The sequence below is a fragment of the Micromonospora sp. NPDC047465 genome, from assembly GCF_040643125.1.
In the GTDB taxonomy this organism is placed as follows: domain Bacteria; phylum Actinomycetota; class Actinomycetes; order Mycobacteriales; family Micromonosporaceae; genus Micromonospora.
Map to the genome: position 1 here is coordinate 1 of NZ_JBEYTP010000007.1, position 18,820 is coordinate 18,820.

At 72.1% G+C, this 18,820-nt stretch carries 11 protein-coding genes; 2 read left to right on the plus strand and 9 right to left on the minus strand.

Annotated features, from left to right (window positions below; genetic code table 11):
- From ABZ793_RS09195 to ABZ793_RS09220, 6 genes are all read right to left on the minus strand, one after another.
- Nucleotides 1-830 (minus strand): hypothetical protein (locus ABZ793_RS09195; RefSeq protein WP_357454290.1); only part of this gene is annotated, 830 nt, incomplete at its 3' end.
- A gap of 260 nt (nucleotides 831-1,090) precedes the next feature.
- The gene (locus ABZ793_RS09200; RefSeq protein ID WP_357454293.1) at nucleotides 1,091-1,960 is read right to left on the minus strand and encodes an alpha/beta hydrolase; all 870 of its coding nucleotides are present in this window, start codon (nucleotides 1,958-1,960) and stop codon (nucleotides 1,091-1,093) included.
- Nucleotides 1,961-2,451: 491 nt separating this feature from the next.
- Entirely contained in the window at nucleotides 2,452-2,946 is a 495-nt protein-coding gene (locus ABZ793_RS09205) for an enediyne antibiotic chromoprotein (RefSeq protein WP_357454297.1), read from the minus strand.
- A 263-nt stretch (nucleotides 2,947-3,209) separates the two neighbouring features.
- A complete protein-coding gene (locus tag ABZ793_RS09210) occupies nucleotides 3,210-4,853 on the minus strand; it encodes an AMP-binding protein (RefSeq protein ID WP_357454300.1) in 1,644 nt (547 codons plus the stop codon).
- Nucleotides 4,850-10,078, minus strand: coding sequence for a type I polyketide synthase (locus ABZ793_RS09215; protein WP_357454303.1), 5,229 nt, complete (start codon nucleotides 10,076-10,078; stop codon nucleotides 4,850-4,852). The genes ABZ793_RS09210 and ABZ793_RS09215 overlap by 4 nt, the downstream gene beginning before the upstream one ends.
- 67 nt (nucleotides 10,079-10,145) lie before the next feature.
- Nucleotides 10,146-11,192, minus strand: coding sequence for a methyltransferase (locus tag ABZ793_RS09220; protein WP_357454306.1), 1,047 nt, complete (start codon nucleotides 11,190-11,192; stop codon nucleotides 10,146-10,148).
- Between the two features lie 177 nt (nucleotides 11,193-11,369).
- On the opposite strand from ABZ793_RS09220, the gene ABZ793_RS09225 reads away from it, so the two are divergent.
- The gene (locus ABZ793_RS09225) at nucleotides 11,370-13,292 is read left to right on the plus strand and encodes an FAD-dependent monooxygenase (protein WP_357454309.1); all 1,923 of its coding nucleotides are present in this window, start codon (nucleotides 11,370-11,372) and stop codon (nucleotides 13,290-13,292) included.
- Between the two features lie 146 nt (nucleotides 13,293-13,438).
- Here the strand turns inward: ABZ793_RS09225 and ABZ793_RS09230 are convergent, their stop codons facing one another.
- The 3 genes from ABZ793_RS09230 to ABZ793_RS09240 form a co-directional block, all read right to left on the minus strand.
- Nucleotides 13,439-14,380 carry an alpha/beta hydrolase gene (locus ABZ793_RS09230; RefSeq protein WP_357454312.1) on the minus strand — a complete coding sequence of 314 codons (942 nt, stop codon included), beginning with the start codon at nucleotides 14,378-14,380 and terminating at the stop codon, nucleotides 13,439-13,441.
- Nucleotides 14,381-14,818: 438 nt separating this feature from the next.
- Nucleotides 14,819-15,064: a hypothetical protein gene (locus ABZ793_RS09235; protein ID WP_357454315.1), complete on the minus strand. Its 246-nt coding sequence runs from the start codon at nucleotides 15,062-15,064 to the stop codon at nucleotides 14,819-14,821.
- Nucleotides 15,065-15,143: 79 nt separating this feature from the next.
- Nucleotides 15,144-15,419: a phosphopantetheine-binding protein gene (locus ABZ793_RS09240; protein ID WP_357454318.1), complete on the minus strand. Its 276-nt coding sequence runs from the start codon at nucleotides 15,417-15,419 to the stop codon at nucleotides 15,144-15,146.
- A 189-nt stretch (nucleotides 15,420-15,608) separates the two neighbouring features.
- Here ABZ793_RS09240 and ABZ793_RS09245 point away from each other — a divergent pair, with 189 nt between their 5' ends.
- The gene (locus tag ABZ793_RS09245) at nucleotides 15,609-18,818 is read left to right on the plus strand and encodes an AMP-binding protein (protein WP_357454321.1); all 3,210 of its coding nucleotides are present in this window, start codon (nucleotides 15,609-15,611) and stop codon (nucleotides 18,816-18,818) included.
- Nucleotides 18,819-18,820 lie beyond the last annotated feature (2 nt).

An 18,820-nucleotide genomic window follows, 5' to 3' on the forward strand; every position in this document is an offset into this window, starting at 1 on the left:
TCAGCGCCGCTCCGTGGTCGAGGGCGGCCTGCGGCCTGTCCACGGCGCCCTGGGCCCAGTGCACGCTCATCTCGAACCCGGCGGGCAGCCAGGGCCCGCTCGTAGACGGTGGAGACCGACTCGGTGGCCAGCTGCTCCGTCGGCTCGACGGACCAGATCAGCACGTCCCCGTCAGCGGCCAGGGTGAGCTGGGCCTCACACTCGGTGGTCGGGAGGACCTCGTCGTTGAGTCCGGTGAACGACGGCAGGATCGTCGTGAGGGTAGAGGCGAAGGTGCGGGCGCCGTCCAGCGGCAGCGCCTTGTGCTCGGCGTAGGAGATGCTGCCCTTCAGCGGCTCACCCTTGCCGGTCTCCAGCAGGATGGTGCCGGCGCTGCAGGTGCGCAGCACCTCGGCCACCTTGTCGATCGCCGCGTCGGCGCCGCCGGGGATCTGGAACACGGCGGTCATGAAGTACCGCTGGAGGCTGTCCGGCGCGGCCTCCACCGATCGCTCGCCCGACTGCATGTAGCCCTCGACCCCGCTGAGGTCGCCAAGGGCATCGGTCATGTTCAGGCAGCCCTTGGGCTCGGACGTGAGACCAGGACCGGACTCGAACTGACCGGTCGCCACTGCCTCCTTGATGGTGATGGTGGGCTGGATGGACGCCGACTTCGCGTCCAGACCGTCGGCGGGAAGGAGCTGCCGGAGCTCCGACGATTCGAAGTGCATCGGGGCCGCCGCGGTGTCGCCGGACTCGGCGCTGGCCGCCCCGTTCCCCGCCAGGAACAGCGTGGTGAGGGCCGCCATCGCCACTGCGGCGAGTGCGACGACGGTACGCTTCTTGCGCATGTTTTCTCCATTTTTTCGGGTAACGTTGACCGGTGACCGCCTGAACAGCGGAATTCACCCGAGGCGTTCGGCCGCCCTCCCGATTCTCTCGCCTCTCCACCAGTATGTGGTTCGTCCGGACCGTTTTCCCCTCCCGTATTGCTCACCGGTTAGGGCGTGTGGAGTTCGCGATTCGTGTCGGATTAGTTATTGATTCAGGAGCGTAATCAAGGCGAGCACAAGGGGTGGCATTCCCTCGCGGCGAACCGGTCTCGGGGCCGTCACCACGTCGGTGGCGTGCCTGTCGCAGGGGGGCGTGACCGGAGAAGCTCGTGGAGCGCCTCGGCGAACTCGTACGGGTGGGTGACGTGCCCGAGGTGGCCGCCGGGAAGGTCGACCATCCCGACCTCCAGCAGCCGCGCCAGCTCCTTGTTGGGGCGGTAGGCGTACTGCTCCCGGGAGGTGGTGCCGCCGGCCAGCACCAGCTTGTCGCGGTGTCGGCGCAGCGCCCCCAGGTCGGGCTGGAAGGCTGGGAAGCTGCGGGTCTCGTGCTCGAACCAGAACACCTCGTTGCGGCGGAGCCTGGTGAGCAGTTCCTCGAGTTGCTGCGGCGGAAGCCGGGCGTCCTCGGGTGGCCGGGTCTCACCTTCCAGGCCGACGTGGTCCCGGAAAACCGCCTTGGCGGCGGCGACGCCGGACTCCCGGTAGGTGACGTACAGGCTCTCGTAGAAACTCAACCAGCGCGCGGCATCCGGCAGAACCGACGCCAGGGGTGGTTCGTGGGCGACCAGGGTGCGCAGGCGGTTCGGACGCGTCTGCAGCAGGGCCAGTGCCACGATGCCGCCTGAGCAGGTACCAAACACGTCGGCGGGCTCGTCGGACACGTGGTCGAGCAGCGCAACCGCATCCTGCGCGTCGACGAGAACCCGTCGATCATCCGCCACCGCGTCGAAGACCGGGCTGCGGGAGAAGCCGCGCCGGTCGTAGGTGATGACCGTGCGGTGGGCGGCGAGGGAGTCGGCCAGTGGCCCGAACGGGGTGGCGTCCCCGTTCCCGGTGGGAATGCACAGCAGCGGTGGCCCGTCGCCACGGAGCTCGAAATAGAGGGTGGCGCCGGGAACGTCGATGGTGCCCCGTCGTGGTGGGCGCATGTGAACCTCCTGGGAGGAGTGCTGGGACGCCGACGCGGCTCGCGGCCCTGGCCTGGCGACGCCGGGCGGTCGCCTGCCTCCCCAGGCCGACCGGAGCGTGCCGAAGCGTCGACACCTGGTCGGCCCGGCCGCTGCTCGGCAGTGGCTGCGGGCTCGGCGGAGCGGGCCCGCCGACGGCGTCGGGTCCGGCCGTCGGCCGCCAGTCGACGGTAGGTCCGGCGGTGCGGCTGGACATCTTCGTGAATGCGTGGAGGCCGCGGCGCGCCAGCGTCCGCTGCCCACCGCAGCCGACGGGCTCAGGATCGGGACACCGCCGATGCAACAACGTCCACGTGCCGCGCACATCGACAGCGTTTTCGTAGTTTCCGGTCGAATGACATCATGCTTCACGCCAGCCCTCGGAAGCGGCGTGGAACGGCTCCGAGGCGCCTAAAAAAGCTGTTCCGGGTCACGCCGAACGTGACCCGGAACAGCGTTTGTGCGGCTTGCGATTACTTGAACGAAATTGCGGCGCCGGCGCCCTCGCCGAGGTCGTTGAACATGCCGATGCCGCACGGCACGGCCTTGCAGTCAACGGTGCCCCACGGAATGTTCTCCGGGCCCAGCGTGCCCTGGTAGACCTGCCGGACCGTCAGCTTGGCGCTCAGGTTGCCCGAGCTGGACGAGCTGACGTGAATGGTCTCGGCGCCGTTGCACGGAAGGGTTTCGCCGATGATCGCGCACTGACCGATGTGGTACACGGTGCTCGGCCGGAGGCCGGTGGCGGCAATGGTCACCGCCGTCCCGTCGACCAGGTTGCTCGACGGCGTGATGGTGACCTTGGCGGTGGCGGCGGAGACGCCGTCCTTCGGGGCGCTGACCGCTGGCGCCGAGGCGGCAACGGTGAGACCGAGGGCCGCCACGGCGCTGAGGCCGAGGGCGGACAGGGCGGTACGGTTCCAGTTCCTGACGGTCACGCGAAACTCCAATTCGTGGATGTCGGGCACACTTCTGGCAGGACCGGTCGTTTTGCACCCGAGGGAACGGGTAGGTGATGCGACGCGACGGGACGAACAGTGCACCCGTGTCTTGGCGTATTGACGACCGCCGAGCCGCATCATGAGCGCTCTAACAGTTATGACGACGGGCCGGCCGGCGATTGATCGGTCTGTGGCCAGAAATTTGTGCGGCCGTCTCGCTGCCGCGCCCGGGGGCGGCGGGACCAGGGTGCGACCGGCGGGCCCAGGGCAGGCCGCGCGAGGCTCCGGCGCTACGCAGCCCGCGTCAGGAGCAGCCGCAGCGCCTTCTTGTCCGGTTTTCCGAGCGGGGTGTGCGGCAGGTCGTCCAGGACGACGAGACGCTCCGGCACCTTGAACGTCGCGAGCCCCCGCTCCGTCAGCGCCGCGGCCACCCGGTCCAGGGTCAGCTCGCGTCCCGGATGCAGGCGGACGACGAGGCAGACCCGTTCCCCGACGACGGCGTCGGGCACCGACACGGCCGCAGCCTCGGCGACATCCGGGATGTCCTGCGCCAGCGTCTCGATCTCGGCGGCGGAGATCTTCTCACCTGCCCGGTTGATCACGTCCTTCACCCGGCCACAGACCACAAGGTTTCCTCGCGGGGTGATGCGCACGAGGTCACCGGTGCGGTACCAGCCGTCGGGCGTGTAGGAGACGGCGTTCTGCTCGGGCGCGCGGTAGTAGCCGCGCGGGGTGTACGGGCCTCGGACGAGGAGCTCCCCAACCGCACCGGGCGGCACGGGCCGGCCCGTCATGGGGTGGACCACGAGCAACTCGTCGAACGGGCTGAGCGGGCGCCCCTGCGTCGTGTTCGCGACGGAGCGGGGCGCGTCGACCGGGGTGTAGCAGACCAGACCCTCCGCCATCCCGTAGACCTGTTGCAGCTCGCAGCCGAGGGCCGGGCCGATGGCGCCGGCGACCTCCGGCGAGAGCATCGACCCGCCGACGTGGATGTGCCGCAGGCTGGACAGGTCACGACCGCTGCCGTCCACGGCCTCCATCCATCTGATCGCCACCGCCGGCACCACCGACGTCGCGGTGACCCCTTCCGCCTCGATGGCGGCGAACGCCTGCTCGGGGCGGGGCGACGGCAGCATGACGACCCGCCCGCCGCGGTGCAGGGTCCCCAGCACTCCGGGGTTCGCCAACGGGAAGTTGTGCCCGACCGGCAGCACCGCCAGGTACACCGTCTGGCGGCTGAACCGGCAGACATCGGCGCAGCGCCGGATGTTGTACTCGTAGTCGTCGTGCGTGCGGGCGATGACCTTCGGTACTGCGGTGGTGCCACCGGAGAGCAGGAAGAGCGCCACGTCGGCCGCGGACGGGGCCAGGCCGTCCAGCCGCCGGCGCCGCGCCTCGACGTCACCGCCGCAGCGCATGAGGGACCGTACGTCGACGCTGTGCGGTCGGACGTCGGCGCCGACCACGAGGACGGCCGCGCCGTCCGGCAGGCCGGCTGCCACCTGGTGTGCCAGGGCCTGGTGGTCGTAGCCGCGCCAGGTGTCCGGTACGACCAGCGCCCGAGCCTCGACGTGTCCGGCGATCGCGGTGAGCTCGTGCGCTCGGTGCTGCGGGAGCATCATCACGGGCACCACCCCCGCTCGGAAGCAGGCGAGGGTGACGACGACGAACTCCCAGCAGTTCGGCAGCTGCACCAGGACGCTGTCGCCGCGGCGGAGCCCGTGCTCGATCAGTTGCTCGGCCAGGCCGTCGCTCAGCACAGCGAGTTCCCGGTACGTCAGCCGCCGGTCGCCGTCGACCACGGCCACGTGGTCGCCCCACGCGTCCGCCCAGTCCCACAGATACGCCCCGAGTGGGCGGCCCCGCCAGCAGTCGGCCGTCCGGTACGCGTAGGCGAGATCCTCGGGCCAGGGTACGGTGCCCTCGTCGATCACGGCTTGACTCCTTCCGTAGGGGCGGCCGTCGGCCCCAGCCGGGCGGCCAGGTACGTGGCGATGGCGTCCACGGTGGGTTGGTCCCAGAGCAGGGTCGCGGGCAGCGCGAGCCGGAACTCCCGTTCCAGCGCGTACCGGATCCGTGTGGTCATCACCGAGTCCAGGCCCATCTCGGACAGGGGGCGGTGAGGGTCGACGTCGAGGACGGGCAGCCGGGTCTCGTCGGCGACCTGTTCGCTGATCCGCAGGGACAGGTGCGCGTGCAGCGCGGCGTCGTCCAGGCCGGTCCACGATGGAGCCGTCGTGTCGGCCGCCTCTCCGGCGGGGGAGACGGTCGTCAGCTCGTCGAGCAGGGGTGGGCGCCGCCCGGCCGGGGAGCCCGGCAGAACGCGCAACACGGCCGCCTCGCCGAGGCCGTACCGCTCCACGAGGTCCCAGGAGGCGAACGCCTCGGCCGCACTGATGTCCGCGGTGCCCCGGGCGGCCAGTTCGGCGTCGATCACCTCCGAGGAGGTGGACATGCCGAGCCCACGCCAGGACGTCCAGGCGATGCTTCGCGTTCCGCTGTCGCCCGCTGCGCGTCGGTGTCGCGCGAGACCGTCGAGGAAGGCGTTGCCCGCGGCGTAGCTGCCCTGCCCGGGCAGGCCGAGGAGTTGGCCCGCCGAGGAGAAGAGCACGAAGAAGTCCACGCTGCCGGGCGGGAAGATGTCATGCAGGGCCAGCGCCCCCGCGACCTTCGGCCGTAGCACGTGACGCAGTGACGCCTCGTCGAGTGCGCCGACCGTGCGGTTGTCGATCACCCCTGCGGCGTGCACGACGCCGCGGACGGGAGGCAGCCCGAGCGCGGCCGGCCGCAGCAGTCGCGCGGCGGCGTCCCGGTCGGCGATGTCGACCGGCACCACGGCGACCGTGACACCGGAACGCTCGAGCGCCCGGATGGCCTCGACCGCTGCCCGCTGCCCGGGGTCGGTCAGGTCGTCCCACGCGTCACGCCGGGGCAGGCCACGGCGACCGGCCAGCACGATGCGGCGCGCGCCACGCGTCGCCAGCCAGGACGCCACCTGCAGGCCCAGGGTCCCCAGCCCGCCGGTGACCAGGTACGTGCCGTCCGGCCGGCAGATCGCCGGTGAGGCGTCGGCGGCGCCCTCACCGGTACGCAGGCGTGGCACCGAGACGATCCCGTCCCGGATGACGATGACGTCTTCGCCGTGGCTGTCCCCGATGATCTCCACGAGCGTCGACAGATCGCCCGGCGACGCGCCGACGTCGACGACACCGCCCCAGAGCTCCGGATGCTCACCACCGACGATCCTGCCCAGACCCCAGAGAGCCGCGTGGCCGAGAGCCCCGCTGTCCGTGCAGCCGACCACGCCCTGGGTCACGCACCAGAGGCGTGCGGGCCACGCCGCCCCGGCTCCCGCCAGCCGCTGTGCGGTCCGGGTGAGCAGCCAGGTGTTCTCGTCGACCGACCCGGCCACGTCGTCGGGGCGCGTGCGGGCGGGCACGACGAGGACCGCCGTGCCGTCGGTCAGGTCCGTACCGGCGAGGTGGTCCGGGTCGGAGACGTGCCTCCACGCGATGCCCGTGCCCTCCAGGCGGGCGGCCAGTCCGTCGCTCAGCGATGTGCCCGGGCCGACCAGGACCACCGCCCCCGGGCGGTGCCCGACCAGCCGGGGTGCGGACCGCCAGATGGTCTGGTGCACCAGACCCGTCGGGGTGCCGCCCTGGTGCACGTCGAGGTCGAGTACCCCGTACCGCAGGCCGGTCAGCCGGCCGACCGTCTCGCCGTACGAGTTGACGATCTCCACCTCGACGACGTCGTCGGCTGCTGTGCGCACGACGATCCGCGCCTGGGCGACCGCCGCCGGCGAGAGCGTGACCCGGTGGATGTGCGCGGGCATCCGGAGGGTGGCCGGCCCGGGAAAGACCACCGACGCGATCGACAGCGCAGCGTCGAGCATCGGCGCCCACCCGCGCGGTGTCCCTTCACCGTTCTCGACATCGACGTCCGCGACCATGCCGTCCATGGTTCGGCCGATGCGACGGACGACCCAACGGAAACCCATGGCGGCGACACCGAGCGAGGCCAGCCGGTCGACGACGAAGTCGTCCGGCAACGCCTCGACCACCGTGGTGGGGTGGCTGTCACCGGCGGGTAGGTCCAGGTGTGTGTCGATGGTGGCCACGGTGTGCGTAACCCAGCCCTCGTCCTCGTCGTCGGCGCCGTCAGCGAGGATCCGCGAGCTGAGTCGGAGCGTCTCGCCCTGACGGACCACCTGGACCTCCCGCGGCCGGGTCACGCTGACCGGTACCCGCAGGGCGAGGTCTGCCAGGTCGACCCAGCCCCGATCCGTTGCGGCGGCGAAGAAGGTGTTGAGCAGCACCGCGGCGGGGACGATCTCCACGTCCCGCACCGGATGGTCCCCCGGGTACGGACGGGAGCCGTGGTCGAGGCGGGTGGACCAGAACACGGTCCTCTCGGCCCCACGCACCACCGTGCGCCCACCGAGCAGCGTGTGGCTGCGCGGGTCGTGCCGCCTCGTCACCCCCGGCGTCGGTGCCGGCTCCGGTGCCCAGTGCCGCCTACGCTGCCACGCCTGCGTCGGCAGGTCGGCGAGGTCACCGACGGACCACAGGGCTGACCAGTCAACGGCCGCGCCGTGGCAGTACAACTCGCCCAGGCCCGTCAGCAGGGCCTCATGTGCCGGCCGGCCCCGGCGCAGCGAGTACGCCACCCGGCCGTCGTCGATCCCGAGGCTGTCCAGGGCTTCGCTGATCGAGTGTGCGACGACGGGGTGCGCGGAGATCTCCAGGAAGAGCCGGTGACCGTCCTCGGCAGCGGCGGCGACGGCCTGCGCGAAGCGCACCGAGCCGCGCAGGTTCGCCGCCCAGTAGGCGCCGTCCCGCGCGGCGGTCGAGCGGGGGTCGGAGAGGGCCGTCGTGTAGGTCGGGACCAGTGGCGCCGCAGGTGGAAGGTCGGCGGCGGCGGCCTCCAGCGGGTTCAGGAGCGGATCCATGTGCGGACTGTGGAACGCCACGTCCGACTGGATCGGCCGGACCGTCACCCCGTCTGCGAGCCACCGCTGCGCGACGTCGGCGATGCCCGCGACGTCACCGGAGAGCACCGACCATTCGGGGGACGCGGCGATCGCGACGACCACGTCGTCCCGTTCGCCCAGCCGGCGTACCGCCTCGTCGAATCCGACGTTCACCATGACCATGGCGCCGGCCCCGGCGACCTCCCGCAGGAGCAGCGAGCGGCGGCAGACCAGGCGGGCGCCCTGCTCCAGGGTGAGCATGCCGGCGGTGACCGCGGCGGCGATCTCCCCCACGGAATGACCTATGACGGCGGCGGGACGCAGTCCCATCGCCCGCCACGTCGCCGCCAGCGCGACCTGGACGGCGAAGATCATTGGCTGGATCACGTCCACCGGTTGCGGACGGTCGTCGAGGAGAACGGACCGTGGCGAGAGACCCAGCTCCGCCCTGAACACCGGGTCGAGTTGGTCGAGCACGTCGGCGAACGGGGCGTCGTCGATCAGGTCCCGGGCCATGCCGGTCCACTGTGAGCCGTGTCCCGAGAACACCCAGACGACGCCCCGGTCACCGCCGGCCGGTGCCGCGCCGGTCACGCAGCCCCGACCGGTGGCCGCGTACTCCCGCAGTGCCTCGACCAGGCCGGTCCGGTCGGTGGCGACCACGGCGGCGCGATGGGTGAGATGGCTGCGTCCGAGCGCGAGGGTGTGGCCGACGTCCGTGGCGGTCAGGGCCGGGTCATCCGTGAGTCGCCTGGCGAGCCGGTCGGCGTTCTGCCGGAGGGCGGCAGGGCTGGCCCCCGACAACGGATGGAGGAGGGGACGGGGTGACTCGCCGTCGCCGTCGCCGTCGCCGTCGCCGTCGCCCTCGCCGTTGGCGTTGCGGCGGACCGGCGTATCGGCTCCGTCGATGATGAGGTGGGCGATGGTGCCGCCGTAGCCGTACCCGGAGACCGCTGCGCGCCGGGGCGTGTCCGCCTGCGGCCACGGCGTCGGCTCCGTCACCACCCGGAGCCCCGAGGTCTCCCAGGCGACGGCGGGGTTGGGGCGGTGGAGGTGAAGACTCGGTGGCAGCTCGCCGTGCCGGAGGGCGAGTACCGTCTTGATGACGCCGGCGACGCCGGCACCCGCCTCCAGGTGACCGATGTTCGGCTTGACCGAGCCGATCAGCAGCGGTCGGTCCGGCGGCCTGCCGGCCCCGAACACCGACGCCAGCGCACCCGCCTCCAGGGGGTCGCCCACCGGTGTCCCTGTGCCGTGCGCCTCGACGTACTGGACCGTCCGCGGATCTATGCCGGCGTCCCGGCAGGCGCGACGCATCAACTGCTCCTGTGCGTGCCCGTTCGGCGCCATGATGCCGTTGGTCCGGCCGTCCTGCTGGACCGCGCTGCCCCGGACGACGGCCAGGATCCGGTCGTTGTCCCGGCGGGCGTCGGCGAGCCGCTTGAGCACCACGACGCCACCGCCCTCGCCACGGCCGTAGCCGTCCGCGTCCGCGTCGAAGGACTTGCAGCGCCCGTCCGGGGCGGTGGCGCCGGCGGCGTCGAGGACCAGGGTCAGGCCGGGCGCCGCCATCACCAGCACCCCGCCGGCCAGGGCGACGTCGCATTCCCCTGCCCGCAGGGCCTGTGCCGCCAGGTGGATGGCGACCAGGGACGAGGAGCACGCGGTGTCCACGGTCATGCTGGGACCGTGCAGGTCCAGCGCGTACGACACCCGGTTGGCGACGGCGCAGTAGGCCCCTCCGATCCCGGTCCACGCCTCGATGCGGGGGAGGTCCTCCAGCAGCCGCCGCCCGTAGTCGTCCGTGCCGACGCCCATGAACACGCCGGCGTCGGTGCCGGCGAGTCCCTTCGGCGGGATGCCCGCGTGCTCCAGGGCCTCCCACGCCAGTTCCAGCACGATGCGTTGCTGCGGATCCATCAGCGCCGCTTCCCGCGGTGTGATCTCGAAGAAGTCGGCGTCGAAGCCGGAGACGTCGGCCAGGAAGGATCCCCGCGTGGTCGCCGTCGCCACCGCCGCGGCGTGCTCCGGGCCCTGGCTGGCGTACCAGCTCCAGCGGTCGTCGGGCAGTTCCCCGACGGTGTCCCTGCCGTCACGCAACAACGCCCAGAACTCGTCGGGCGAACTGACGTCTCCGGCGAACCTGCAGGCCATGCCGACGATGGCGATGGGTTCGGTTGAGGTCATGAAGAGGTCTCCTTGACGCGTCGCGAGCGCACGGTTGTCGGAGTCGGTGTGGAGCCGGCGGCGAGCCCTACCGACGGCCCACGACGAGGGCATGGCTGAACCCCATGTCCTCGTACCGCTCGACGTGCGAGAAGCCCGCATCGAGGGCCGCTTGCTCCATGTCGGCGGCGGAATAGGCCATGCCTTCGCCGGAGGCCAGGGTGAGGAAGTACGGGGAAACCAGCCCGGCGCTCATCGAGCCGGTGCCCGCGTCGTCGGAGACGAAGTTGTAGATGAGGCAGATGCCGCCCTCCGGCAGCGCCGCCCGGCACTTGCGCAGCAGTTCGGTGTTACGTTCCCGGGACCAGATCTCGAAGATGTGGAACACGAACACCGCGTCGGCGCCGTCGGGCAGCGGGTCGGCGAGGATGTCACCGGCGTGGAAACGTACCCGTCGCCGCAGATCCGGATCCTCGATCCGGTCCGCGGCCAGGCGGGTGACGCTCTCCTGGTCGAAGACGGTGACCGTGAGGTGCCGGTAGCGTCGGGCGAGTTCGATCGCGTTCGTCCCGTCGCCACCACCCACGTCGACCGCGTGCCGCACGGTGCTGAAGTCGTAGCGCTCCAACAGTTGCGCGAACGCCTTGCGCGACGCGTCGCCCATGTTGGCGTAGAACACCTGCTGCAGCTCGGGGTGCGCGGTGAGCCGCTCGTAGAGGGTGGTCCCCGGGCCCGGCAGATGACGGAGCCCCACGTTGGTGCCGCGACGTACCGATTCCGCCAGGTCGGGCAGGGCTTGGTTGATCACCTTCGCCTGGACGTCGACGAGCGCTCCCAGGAAGCGGGGGCTCGACCGCAGCAGCTTCCCGCGCGTCATGGCGGTGTTGACGTACGCGTCACCGCGCTTCTCGACCAGCCGCAGCGCACAGAGTCCCAGCAGCATGACGCGGGCAGGCTGCGCCTGGATACCGATCGTCGCGGCCAGGCGTGCCGCGTCCATTCCTCCGTTGCTCTCCAGGTGCTCGAAGATCTCGAGTTCCAGGCTGGTGCGCACCAACTCGAACGCGGTCGTGCCGTGGATCAGCAGTCGGAGGTAGTCGGCTTCCGTCAACGCCACGTGCCGATCGGTGCCCATGGTGCTCCTTCCTGCCCTGCGCAGGGGTTCGGGGGGACGATCCGATCGTGGTGGCGGCGTGTCGCCTCCGGCACCTCCCTGGGTGCCGCGTCGTCGGTGCGCCGCCCGCGGCGATCAGACGCGGACCGGATCCGGGGAACGCGGACGCCTCCGCCGCACCGGGGAAGATGCCGCCCCGTGCGATCGGCTGCGACGATCCGAACCGGGCCGGACCGTGCCGCGGCGGAAGGTGGCGCGGTCCGGGCCGTACTTCTGCTCGGAATCGTCGGCGCGACCGCGTACGGCGACGAGGAAGCGGTGAGGGCGGACATGGGTGGCGTGACGCGGCTGGCGATCATCGGAGCCGGTCCCGCCGGTCTCCTCCTGGCACGGCTGATCGGCCGCACGCTGCCCGGGGTGACCGTCGACGTCTACGAGCGCAACCGGCGTGCGGACGTGGCCGGCTTCGGCGTCGCGTTGTCCGACCGGACCATGCGGGAGCTCGCGACCTGGGATCCCGAGGTCGCCGAGCGCCTCGGGTGCGTCGTGCGGCCGCTGTCCGGCATCGAGCTGCGGCTGCCCGGCGAACGCCTCCGCTACGACGGCTTCCCGATCGCCACGGTCGCCCGCGACACGATGCTGGCGCTTCTGTCGGAGGCGGCACGACGGGTCGGCGCCCGGCTCCACTACGGGCATGACGCCCGCGCCGACCAGTTCGACGCGGACGTGACCGTCCTCGCCAACGGTGCCCGCTCGGCGCAGCGGACGGCCCGTGCCGCGGACTTCGGCACCACTGTGCGCACCGGCGCAGCCCGCTACATCTGGTTGGGCTCGGCCGCCGACATCGGCGACGCCGCCACGATGTTCTTCGTGCCCACCGAGCACGGACCGATGGCCGCGCACGCCTATTCGTGCGGGGACGGGTTGAGCACCGTCGTGGTGGAGCTCGACGAGGTGACCTGGCGTCGGGCGGGTCTTGACGTCCGGTGTCGTCCCGACGGCGTACCGGGCGAAATCAGCGGCGACGGGCTGGCACTGCTCGACGACGTCTTCGCCGACCACCTCGGCGCCCCGCTGGTCAGCAACAGGAGCCGGTGGTCGCGTTTCGACGTCGTGACGAACCAGCGGTGGTCCGACGGCAACCTGGTGCTGGTCGGCGACGCCGCCCACACCGCGCATTTCAGCGTCGCGTCCGGCACCACGATGGCGCTCGCGGATGCGGCTGCGCTTGCCGCCGCGCTGCGCGAGCAGGACACCGTCGCCGACGCGTTCGCCGCGTACGAGCGGGCGCGACGGGGGCGGGTGACCCGCGTGCAGCGCCTGGCGGGACCGAGCATGCGGTGGTGGGAGACCTACGGGCGGCGCCTGCACCTGCCGCCGGCGCAGTTCGGCATGCACTTCATCACGCGGAGCACGGCGATCAGTTATCTCGGCCTGCGCCGTCGCTGTCCCGCCCGCGTCGACGAGGCGGAGGCGGCGTACCGCCGTGCCGCCGGCGTCGACCCGGACGGCCCTGCTCGCAACGCCGTCGCCGAACCGCTGACACGCGGTGCGCTGCGTCTGCCGAACCGGCTCGTCAGTCTCGGTGGACCGGCGTCCGGCGGCACCACCGGTCCGACACCCGGCGCGGGGGAGGGGATCGACCCGCGTCCGCGGCCGGTTGCGCAGCTGCACCCGCTTTCGCCCGGATCAGCTCCGGCGGCCGACGGCTGGACGGTGGGCACCGAGGGGCGGCTGCTGGTCCGGGGCGTGCACGCGCTGAGGATCGTGGCACTGGCACCGCCGGACCCGACGGCGTCCGCGCCGGTCGACGGCGACGGACTGGTCGCCGTCGCCGCGCTCCGCGGGCGCGGCGTCGACGGTGTCCTGCTGTTGCCGGACTTCAGCGTCCCCGGCTGGTGGGACCGGACCGTCGAGTTCGGCGGCCGGATCCGGGCGGAGGCCGGCATGGTGGTCGTCGGCTGCGTGCCGATGGACTGGTCGTTCGACCTGTGCCGTGATCCGTCCGTCGACGCGTGGCCGACGCGGATCCACCTGGCGCTGGTGTCGGCCCGTCTGGACCTCGTGGTGCCGTGGCCGTGCTCGGCGACGCGGATGGCTCCGGGCAGCGAGGCGGCGTGACACCAGCTCGTGTTCCTCTGGAACACGTCCGGATCGGCTGTGGGCGAACGGCGGTTCGGACGACGCGGCCGGCCGCCACGCGCCGGTGGGCACGTGACGGCCGGCTGCTGACCTCGTCGGGGCGGACCCCGGCACGGGCCGGACGATCAGGCGACGCAGTTGGCCAGTTCCGGCGACGGCGGGGTGGCCGCCACGCCGGTGAAGAGGTTGACGCAGGAGATGAGGAACTGCGGGTTCTCTTCGGGGATGAAGTGCCCCGAGTTGGGGGCGACGACCTCGCGTACGTCGTCGGCGACCTGCCGGAACGAGGCCGCGACCCCGGGCCCGAACGTCGCCGCCGAGCCCATCGCCAGGACCGGCATGGCCAGCCGCCGCGCCGCGTTGGCCCGGTTGTTCTCCGCGTCCCCGGCGTACGCGCGGTAGTAGTTGAAGCCCGCCGTCCGGTCGGCCGGGTCCCGGTAGTACTGGTAGTAGACCTCCCTGTCGATGGCGTCGCGGTTGACGCTGAAGTCGAAGATCATGCCCAGGTAGGTCGACACGTCCTCGTTGTCGAGGATCCGCTCGGGGATCGGCGAGGGCGCCGCGTTGAACAGGAAGTGGAAGCTGAGGGTGTAGGCGTCCTCCAGGCCGAATCCGGACAGCGTCGAGTCGAGCACCGCGAGTCGCGTGACCTCGGTCGGGAACTCACGGGCGTACGGGTACGCGACCAGCACGCCGACGTCGTGCGCGAGGATCGAGACCTGACGGTGTCCGAGGGCGTGCACCGCCTGACGGATGCGCTGCGCGGTGGTCACCTTGTCGTATCCGCCGGCGAAGGAGCTGGAATCGCCGAGGCCCGGCAGGTCGAACGCGATGACCGTGTGGTTCCGGGCGAGGGCCGGCATGACGTCGTGCCACGCCCACCAGGTCTGCGGCCAGCCGTGCAGGAGCACCAGCGCGGGTCCGGATCCACCCTTGACGTAGTGCAGCTGACCGCCGTCGACCGGCACCATGCCGTGCTGGAAGGACGCGCTGAAACTCGCCTTGCCGATGGTCGGCTCAGCGTAGGTGCCTGCGGCGGAGGAGGACGACGCGCCGACGACGAGCACCGTCGCCGCGACCGCGAGGGACGCGATGCTCCTCCGCCACAGCGATCTCGTCCGGGCGGGTGAGCCAGCGTCGTGCTGCTTTCGCCCACGGCGAAGTGCGGACAATGTCATTGTGCCCCTTTCGGTGTTTGCCGAGCGTCGGGCGCGCCCGAGCCACGACGAGACGCGCTTTTCGGCGCAGAACCGCAGGCTAACGATATGCATAGATGTAGGTCTTAGCCTGACAAGATCCGTCGTTGGCGACGATCTTATGTTTGGCGAAGATAGTCGTCAATTGTCCGTGTGGACCGCCGCCTTTGGCTCACCGGGTCCATGTCGCGATCGCACGGACGAAAAAGCGCCCCGACCGATGACTGGCGGCCGGCGGGCACGTCGGTGGCGCGGCCGCTCCGCGCGTCCGTCGGCGACGGGCCGGCAGGCGACGGGGGATCGGTCCACTCAGGCGGCCGCCCCCGGTGTGGCCGGACCCGCCATCCGCAACACGGTGTCGCGCCTCGGCTGCGTCGGACGTGGCGGAGCCGGGGGTGGTGTCGACACCACCTCCACGACGTACACGACGTCGTTGGTGCCGATGCCGCCAGCTCCGAACCGCTCCAGCCACGAGTCCGCCGTCGCGGGATCGGTCACCTCGGCAAGTGTCTGGACGTGGCCGGTCTCGATGTCGTACAGCCTGATGGCCAGCATCGCGTGCTCCCTTCTCGCGGCGACGGGGCGTGCCCTGGACCGGGCGACGCGGGGCGGGCCGGCCCGGACCCGAGCCCGGCTAGCCGGCGGACCCTGCCTGCCGGATCACCACGTCGGTGAAGGTCCGCAGATCCGGGTCGTCGAAGAGGACGGCGGCGTCGACCTCGATGCCGAGCTCCTCCTCGATCCGGCCGACGATGCGCACAGCGGAGATCGACTGCCCCTGTAGTTCGAGAAAGGTGGCGCCCGGGGACGCCTCGCGGGCGTTGAGGACGTCACGCCAGATGGCGCTGATGCGCCACTCCAGCTCAGCGGGGTCCCGGGGGTTCGGAGCAGTTCCGGGGACGTCGTTCATTCGTCACCTCTTCCAGGTTGCGCGCTCGGCTCTGCGGTCATCCTGGGCGGTGTCGACAGTGGCGCGCATCTCTGCGAATGCGCATTCCGGGAGATCGGCTCCCGACGTACGGCCGGCCGTTCGCCGGTCCCACTTCCACGGCGCATTTCATGAGATGCCGGCCCCGCGGCACCCGCCGAGACTTGCTGCGTGACAACCGACGCTCCAACCACCCCGTCGCGCCTGGCCGCGGCCGCCGCCGACGTGCAGGACGGCATCTGGTACGTCACGCGGCTGCACGCGGACGCCCCCGCCTCGACGGTCCGCCGCGCGTACTGGGTCACCGGCGACATCGACGTCGAGGCCCTGTGCTCGGCCTGGCGGGCGGTGCTCGACCGGCACGAGGCGCTGCGGACGACGGTGGCGACGGTGGACGGCAGGCCCGTCCGGCGTGTCAACCCGGTGCACCGGGAGGCCGTCGAGGTGCGGGACGTGCGCGACGGGGCACCGGCTGTGCTGCCGGGCGACCTCGGTGCCGGGCCGTCCGCCCGGATGACCGTCCTCCGAGTCACCCCGCGGCACCACCGCATCGTGCTCGCCGCCCACCAGGCGGTAGCGGACGACGTGTCGATGTCGCTGGTCGCCGGAGAACTGTCGACCGGGTACGCCGACGCCGTCCGCGCTCCCCGCCCGGCGTCCGCACCGACCCGGCACCACCGCGAGCACCCCCCGCACCGGACGGAAGCAACCATCTGCCGCGAGGCTGCCGACCGGTGGCTCGCCGAGCTGGACCCACCTCCGCCGGCCGCGTCCCTTCCGGTGTACCGGCCCGCCAGCGGAACACCGACGGTGGCCGACGAGGTGACCTTCGACTGGGAACGGGACCTTTACACCTCGGTCCGGGCCCTGGCCCGGGCCGAGGGCACCGCGCCCCTGACGATCGTGTTGGCCGCGCTCCAGGTTGCCCTTGGGCGGTACGGCGGCGACGACACGCTGACGGTGGCGATGCCCGTCTGCCTACGCGGGCCGGGCGAGGAGGGCACGGTCGGTCCGCTGTCGACCCTCGTTCCCGTCGTCGGCAGGCTGACCGCCACCACCACGTTCAGGGAGCACCTGCGCCGTACGGCGCGGCGGCGGCGAAGCGCTGAGACGCACGGACGGCTGCCCTTCCCGCGCCTGGTCCGTGGCGTCAATCCGCCCCGCCCCGTCGACGGGATCCCGCTCTGCGACGCGGTGCTCGCCGAGGGCCGGCACCAGGGCACGTCGCTGCGGCTGGCCGGCGCCGCCGTCCACGAGCTGAGGACCCCCGCCCACACGCTCCTCGCCGATCTGATGCTCACCGTCTCGCCGACTGGTCCGTCCCTCGCCGGAACGCTCGCCTACCGCGCCGACCGGATGGGGCGCTCGACCGCGGAGGGGTTGCTCGCGCACCTGCGCACCCTGCTCACGGCGGCCGTCCGCAACCCCGACGTGGCCATCGCCGATCTCCCGCTGGAGACGTCCCGGCAACTCGCGACGGCGGTACGCGACCTGGATGCCACGGCCGATCCGCCGACACCGGCGCGGCCGGTGCCGGATCTGATCCGCGAATGCGCCGAGCGGTTCCCGGAGGCGGTCGCCGTGCGGTGCGAGGAGGAGAGCCTGACCTACGCCGAACTCGTCACCCGGGCGACGGGCCTGGCGGCCTGGCTGCGGGCCCGGGTCCCGGTCACGGACCGCGCCGTCGCCGTCCGGCTGAACATGGGACCGGCGTTGGTGACGGCCTCCCTGGCCGTGTTGCAGGCCGGCGGGCACGTGGTGTGGATGAGCCCGGACGACACCGGGGAACGGGCCGCGATGGTCCTGACCGACCTGAGGCCGGCCCTCGTGCTGCTCGGCGGCGACCCGGCCGACGACCCGCTGGCCGACTGGTACCGGGCTGAGCGGGGCGGACAGGTCCTCGCGCTGCCGACGGAACCGACCGCGCGGGCGGTGGCGACGCCGTGCGACATCGACCTGGCATCGGCGGCGTACGCCGCGTTCACCTCAGGCTCGACCGGACGACCGAAGGGTGTCGTCCAGACCCACGCGGCGCTCGCGCAGTTCGCCACCTGGCTCGCGCACATCGGCGGACTCGGACCCGGCTCGCGGGTGGCGCAATGGGCCGCCGTCGAGCACGACCCGAGCCTCTGCGAGGTGTTCGCGGCTCTGATCTCAGGTGCGACGCTGGTGCCCGTACCGGGCCGTGTCCGGGCCCACCCCGAGCGGTTCGTGCGCTGGCTCGACCGGGAGGGCGGCACGCTGTTGCAGACCGTGCCGAGCTTCGCCCGCGAGCTGGCGGTCGCGATGGAGCGGGACGGCGCCGTGCCGAATCGCCTGACCCACCTGATCCTGATGGGGGAGGCGCTCGCGGCCAGCCTGGCGAACCAGCTGCGCCGGCTGCTCCCGCACACCCGGCTGTGGAACGTCTACGGGCCGACTGAGACGGTGGCGGCCAGCGCGTACCGGATCGATGCCCTGGTCCACGGCGAGCGGGTGCCGATCGGCCGGCCGATTCCCGGCCGGCAGGTGCTCGTCGTCGACGAGCGGGACCGTCCCTGCCCCACGGGGGTGACCGGGGAGATCGTCGTCCGTAGTCCGTACGCCGTGCCGGGCTACCTGCCCGGCGCGGACGGGCAGGGGCGAGGCGACGGCGCCTTCCGGCCCCTGCGCGGCGCCGATGCGGCCGCCTCCCCGACGGCGGGTTGCTATCGGACCGGCGATCTCGGACGACGCCGCTTCGACGGCACGCTGGAACATGTCGGCCGGCTGGACCACCAGGTCAAGCTAGCCGGACACCGGCTCGAACTCGCGGCGGTGGAGGCCGTCCTCGCCGAACATCCGCTCGTGGCCGACTGCGCCGTGGCCGCCGTGGCCGACCCGGACGGACTGGTGAGCCGGCTGGTCGTCTTCGTGGTGGCCCGTCACCGCGGCGACTGGCAGACGCTGGTGACGTCGCTGCGGACGCACCTGCGTCGTCGGTACGGTCCCGTGATCCACCGCGCCTCCTTCGTCGCCCTCGACGGGGTGCCACGCAACATCGGCGGCAAGGTCGACCGGACCCGGCTCCCGGACCCTGTGCTGGCCGCCGCGTCCGCCGCCGGGCGGGATCCGACCGCGACCGAGCAGGAGATCGGGCGGCTCTGGGCGGAACTGCTGCCGGCCGGGCCGGCGGACGTGCACCACAGCTTCTTCGCCGCGGGCGGCCACTCGCTGCTGCTGGCTCGGCTCGCCCACCGGCTCACCGAGCGCTTCGGTGTGGACGTGTCCGTGGCGGAGCTGATGACGGCCCCGACGGTGGCTGGCATGGCGGCGCTGGTGCAGGCGGCGGCCGCCGGGTGCGGCGACTCGACAGCCGGTGGAGCGTTCGCTGCTGCCGGGCCAACCACGACGATGGGATGAGA